Below are 5292 nucleotides of genomic sequence, written 5' to 3'. Positions count from 1 at the left end.
GCTCCTGGTGCGCGGCGGGCGCCTCGACGCGGCCATCGCGCGCAGCGTCGTCGAGGCCCGCGCCGAGGTCGGCCCCGGCATCGCGGCGCTGGCTGCGGAACGCGGAGGCCCGGCACTGGCGGTGGCGCTCGACGCCGTCGTCCAGGACCTGGCGGCCACCGACGACGCGATCACCTGGCAGCGCCTCGCCCTCGACTACTGGGACCTGCTCGTCGACGGAGCCGACTCCCTGGTCTTCCGGCTCATGTACAACAGCCTCCGCGCCGCCTACGAGCCCGCCCTCCCGGCCCTCGCGGCCGTGCTCGCCGACGAGGTCGGACAGGTCGAGCCCTACCGCCTGCTGGCCGCCGCGATCCGGGCCGGCGACCCGGCCACCGCCCGCGCCGCCGCGACCCGTGTCCTCACCCCGACGGCGAGCTCGTTGCTCGGTGCGCTGGCCGCGTTGAGCGGAGACGACCTGTGAGCCCGCGTTCCGCTGATCGAGGAGGTCGCGCAGCGACCGTCTCGAGATCCACCCTCGCGGCCCAGCGGGTCGATGCCGACGAAGCCCGGTTGATCGTCGGCGACAAGGCCACCGGTCGTCGTACCAACCTCAGCCTGGGGGAGGTGTTCCGGGAGTACTGGAAGCACCCGAGCCCGTACCTGCTCAGCACCTGCCTGGTTGCGGCGATCACCGGCCGCGTGCTGGCCGGCCGCGACGGTGGCGGTTCCTGGTGGGAGCTCGCGATCCCGCTGGGGCTCGTCGCGATCCTGCCCGTGGTGGAGTGGCTGGTCCACGTCTTCATCCTGCACTGGCGGCCGCGGAAGCTCGCCGGCCTGACCCTGGACCCGCTGCTCGCCCGCAAGCACCGCGCCCACCACGCCAACCCGCGCGAGATCCCGCTCGTCTTCATCCCGTGGCAGGCCCAGCTGTGGCTGGCGCCCGCGTACACCGCGCTCGCCTGGGTGACGACACCCGACCCGAGCGCCATGTTCTCGCTGCTGATCGCCATCTACACGCTGATGTCCGGCTACGAGTGGACGCACTACCTGCTGCACAGCGACTACCGGCCGAAGTCGGCGTACTACCGCAAGATCTGGCGCAACCACCGCCTGCACCACTACAAGAGCGAGCACTACTGGTTCACCGTCACCTCCGCGGGTACGGCGGACCGGCTCTTCGGTACGGCGCCCGAGCCGAGCAGCGTCCCGACCTCGCCGACCGTGCAGCGCCTGCACGACCTGGGGCGCTGAACTAGCCGCGGCAGACGGCGAACGGCAGGTGCTGGGTCCGGGTGAGCTCGGCGGCGGCCGCCGGGTTGCTCAGCGTGTAGCCGAGCCGGCCGGTCGACGGGTCGGCCACGGGGCGGCTCATCGCGAGCGGGAACTCGGGATCGGTCGGCGGCATCACCTCGGCGAGGCGAGCGCGCTCGAAGGCATCGGAGCGGTCGTCACCCAACAGGACCGTGGCGAGCTCGGTACCGAGCGCCACGGCGAACCCGTCGAGCTCGTCGAGGGACCCGAGCGCGGCGGCAGGTGCGGCCGCCAGCTGGGCTTCCATCCCGGCGCCGAAGACGGTGTCGAAGTCGAGACAACCGCGCGTGACGTACGTCGACACGGCTTCGCGTCCGGACAGGGCGACCAACGTCGGCTCGGCACCCCAGGAATCCGCGACGTCCGGCGCCGCGGCCGAGGTGACCAGGCGGCGGGCGGTGTCGACCGACGCGCCCTTGAGCGGACCGACGCCGGCCTGCACCGCGCGCGACACGGCGGCCATCGCGGTCGTCGGCCGGAAGGCCAGCACCCAGCCGGTCCCGTCGGCGCCGGCGTAGGTGGCTTCCCACGCGACGTCGTCCTGGCTGATGCCGAAGTCGTCGCGCAGGCGAGCCTCGAACGGGCGCAACATGCCACGCGACAGCGCTGCCGTGCGCGGGACCTCGGCCCAGAACTCGTCGCGCTCGGTCGGCGCACTGTCCCTGGCCAGGGACCCGAAGCCCAGCACGAGGCGTAGCTGGTCGAAGTCCGTCACCATCACGGTGGTGGCGTCGGCCGGCACCAGGGCGAGTACGGCGGCCGAGGGTTCCAGCGATTCGTCGTACTGCGACACGACGGCGGCCGGCGCGGGTGCGTCCTGGTAGACCGGTTTCGGGTCACCACTGCAGGCGGTCAGCAGGGCAAGCCCGGCCAGCGCTGCACCCATCCGCACGCCCATCACGGCGCTGATCTTGCCACGCCCGGCGCCGGATCAGGGCTTGGTCGCGAGCGTCAGAGCGAAGTCGCCGGGTTCATCGGTCCAGACCCGACCGACCACGAGGCCCGCGGCCTCCAGCTCGGCGGCCACCTTGCTGATCCGGAACTTGGTCGAGATCTCCACCCGGATCTCCTCACCCACGTCCAGGTCGAGCACCAGGGCACCGGGAACCGTGACGCGTTGCGGGACCTCGGAGCGCAGCCGCATGTCGATCCGCTCCATGTGGGCGTCCCAGAACGGGATGTAGGTGAACCCCGACTGGTCGAAGTCGGCGCCGAGCTGGCGGTTGATGACCGTGAGGGAGTTGCGGATGAAGTCCTCGGTCACGCCGGCCGCGTCGTGATAGGCGGCGATCAACCGGTCGGTGCTCTTGACCAGGTCCGTGCCGAGGAGCAGGGAGTCCCCGGGCTCCAGCAGGTCGGCGAGGATGCTGAGGAACGCCTTGCGCTCCTCGAGGTACAGGTTGCCGATCGTGCCGCCCAGGAAGGCCACCATCCGCCGACCGCCTTCGGGCAGGTGGGACAGGTGCAGCGTGAAGTCACCGACCACACCCGCGACCTCCAGGCCGGGATAGGCATCGGCGATCTGCGCGGCTGCCTCGCGCAGGGTCCCCTCGGAGACGTCGACGGGGGAGAAGCGCGTCAGCTGGCCGGTGCGGGTGAACGCGTCGAGCAGCAGCCGCGTCTTCTCGCTGGTGCCGCTGCCGAGCTCGACGAGCGCGGTCGCACCGCTGGCGGCCACGATCTCGTCGGCGTGCGCCTCGAGGATCGCCCGCTCGGCGTTGAACGGGTAGTACTCGGGCTGCCGGGTGATCTGGTCGAACAGGGCCGACCCGTGGTCGTCGTACAACCACCTCGGCGGGAGGGTCCGCGGGTGCCGGGTCAGGCCACGGCGTACGTCGTCGACGAGGCTGCCGCTGGCCCAGTCGGGGTCCAGCAGCACCGCCAGCTCGGGCTCGAGTCGTTCGCTCATGCCGGCACGCCCCCGTCGGCGAGGCGCACCCCGCTGAGGGCCCAGCGGGCACCTGGCGGGAAGAAGTTGCGGTACGTCACGCGGGCGTGGTCGGGCGACGTCAACGCGCACCCGCCCCGAAGGACCATCTGGTTCGACATGAACTTCCCGTTGTACTCGCCGATGGCCCCGGCGGCCGGATGGAAGCCGGGGTAGGGGAGGTAGGCCGAAGAGGTCCACTCCCAGCAGTCGCCGCCGACCTGGCGGAGCCGGCCGGTGGCCGGGCCGGCTGCCTGCGGGTGCCACGTGTCGGGGCGGCCGACGGCCTCGACGTCCCCGGCGACGGAGACGCCGTGCTCCCACTCCGCCTCCGTCGGCAGCCGCTTGCCCGCCCACGTCGCATAGGCGTCCGCCTCGTAGTGGCTGACGTGGCTCACGGGCAGGCCCGGGTTGACCGGCCAGGTGCCGTTCAGGGTGTGCTCGAACCAGACCCCGTCGACCTGCTGCCAGTAGAAGGGCGCGTTGTTGCGCTGGTCGACCTTGTCGAGTCCCGCCCAGCCGTCGGAGAGCCACAGCTCCGGACGCTGGTAGCCGCCGTCGGCCATGAACGCGAGCCACTCCTCGTTGGTGACCAACCGGTCGGCCAGCCGGTACGGCTCGAGGTGCACGCGGTGCTCGGGGAGCTCGTTGTCGAAGGAGAATCCGCTGCCGGAGTGGCCGATCTCGACCAGCCCGCCCTCGATCTCGACCCAGCCGAGCTGGTCGGAGGACGCGGTCGCTGCAGGTGCGCCCGCGTAGACCGGCTGCAGCGGGTTGAGGGACAGCACGTGCTTGATGTCCATCAACAACAGCTCCTGGTGCTGCTGCTCGTGGTGGAAGCCGAGCTCGATGGTGGCGGCCAGCTTGTCGATGCTGCCCTGGTCGAGGGCGTCGACCAGCGTGCGCACCCGGTCATCGACGTTGCTGCGGTAGACCCCGACGTCATGGGCCCCGGGGCGACTGATCACGCCGCGCTCGGCGCGCGCATAGCGCGGACCGACCGCTTCGTAGTAGCTGTTGAAGAGGAACCAGTACGTCTCCTGGTACGGCGCGAAGCCCGCCTCGTTGTCCGCCAGCAGGAACGTCTCGAAGAACCACGTCACGTGCGCGCGGTGCCACTTGGTCGGCGAGACGTCGGGCATCGACTGGACCGTCTGGTCCTCGGGCGAGAGCGGTGCCGCGAGCCTTTCGGTGTGGGAGCGGACCTCGTCGTACCGCTGAAGGATCGAGTCTGCAGTCCACTGTCCAGCAGTCATGACTCGAGCCTAGGAGAGTGCACCGACAAACCGAAGGGTCCATGCTGGTCGGATGTCCGAGAGCTACGACTTCAGTGACCTGCGGGCCACCTTCATCAACTGCACCCTGAAGCGGTCACCCGACCTCAGCCACACCGAGGGACTCGTCGACGTGAGCGCCGCCATCATGCGCAAGCACGGCGTCACCGTCGACAAGTTCCGCGCCGTCGACCACCCGATCGCGACCGGTGTCTACACGGACATGCGCGAGCGCGGCTGGGAGGTCGACGCGTGGCCGGACATCCACCGCACGGTGATGGCCAGCGACATCCTGGTCCTCGCCGGACCGATCTGGCTGGGCGACAACAGCAGCGTCATGAAGCAGGTCATCGAGCGGTTGTACGGCGGCAGCGCCGACCTCAACGATCGCGGGCAGTACGCCTACTACGGGCGGGTCGGCGGCTGCCTGATCACCGGCAACGAGGACGGGGTCAAGCACTGCGCGATGAACATCCTCTACTCGCTCCAGCACCTCGGCTACACGATCCCGCCGCAGGCCGACGCCGGGTGGATCGGCGAAGCCGGGCCGGGGCCGTCGTACCTCGACCCCGGCAGCGGCGGCCCCGAGAACGACTTCACCAACCGCAACACCACGTTCATGACCTGGAACCTGCTGCACCTGGCACGGATGCTCAAGCAGGCCGGCGGGATCCCGGCGTACGGCAACCAGCGCTCGGCCTGGGACGCCGGTGCCCGGTTCGACCACGAGAACCCCGAGTACCGCTGACGCCGGCGTGGCCCCCACCTGCGCGTCACCCTCGAACGCACCTGGCTCGA

6 protein-coding genes are annotated in these 5292 nt (G+C 70.7%); 3 read left to right on the top strand and 3 right to left on the bottom strand.

Annotated features, from left to right (window positions below; translation table 11 throughout):
• Both ACOADB_RS02410 and ACOADB_RS02405 read left to right on the top strand, forming a co-directional pair.
• The coding region (locus ACOADB_RS02410; RefSeq protein ID WP_378596315.1) for an FCD domain-containing protein at positions 1-463 on the top strand (463 nt) is incomplete at its 5' end.
• Positions 460-1233, top strand: coding sequence for a sterol desaturase family protein (locus ACOADB_RS02405; protein WP_378596314.1), 774 nt, complete (start codon positions 460-462; stop codon positions 1231-1233). The genes ACOADB_RS02410 and ACOADB_RS02405, both read left to right, overlap by 4 nt.
• 1 nt (position 1234) lies before the next feature.
• On the opposite strand, the gene ACOADB_RS02400 is transcribed toward ACOADB_RS02405, so the two are convergent.
• From ACOADB_RS02400 to egtB, 3 genes are read right to left on the bottom strand one after another with little or no spacing between them, the layout of a single operon-like run.
• On the bottom strand, positions 1235-2191 hold the full coding sequence (locus tag ACOADB_RS02400) for a hypothetical protein (RefSeq protein ID WP_378596313.1): 957 nt from the start codon (positions 2189-2191) through the stop codon (positions 1235-1237).
• Positions 2192-2224: 33 nt separating this feature from the next.
• Complete coding sequence (egtD, locus tag ACOADB_RS02395) at positions 2225-3202, bottom strand: L-histidine N(alpha)-methyltransferase (protein ID WP_378596312.1); 978 nt, start codon at positions 3200-3202, stop codon at positions 2225-2227.
• On the bottom strand, positions 3199-4476 hold the full coding sequence (gene egtB, locus ACOADB_RS02390; RefSeq protein WP_378596311.1) for an ergothioneine biosynthesis protein EgtB: 1278 nt from the start codon (positions 4474-4476) through the stop codon (positions 3199-3201). The genes egtD and egtB overlap by 4 nt, the downstream gene beginning before the upstream one ends.
• Positions 4477-4528: 52 nt before the next feature.
• Here egtB and ACOADB_RS02385 point away from each other — a divergent pair, with 52 nt between their 5' ends.
• Complete coding sequence (locus ACOADB_RS02385) at positions 4529-5242, top strand: flavodoxin family protein (RefSeq protein WP_378596309.1); 714 nt, start codon at positions 4529-4531, stop codon at positions 5240-5242.
• The last annotated feature ends 50 nt before the right edge of the window (positions 5243-5292 follow it).

The organism is Nocardioides sp. CPCC 206348 (genome assembly GCF_048654705.1).
Lineage (GTDB): Bacteria > Actinomycetota > Actinomycetes > Propionibacteriales > Nocardioidaceae > Nocardioides.
Note: the sequence above shows the minus strand (reverse complement) of the source record. Positions and strands in the feature narration are given on the sequence as shown.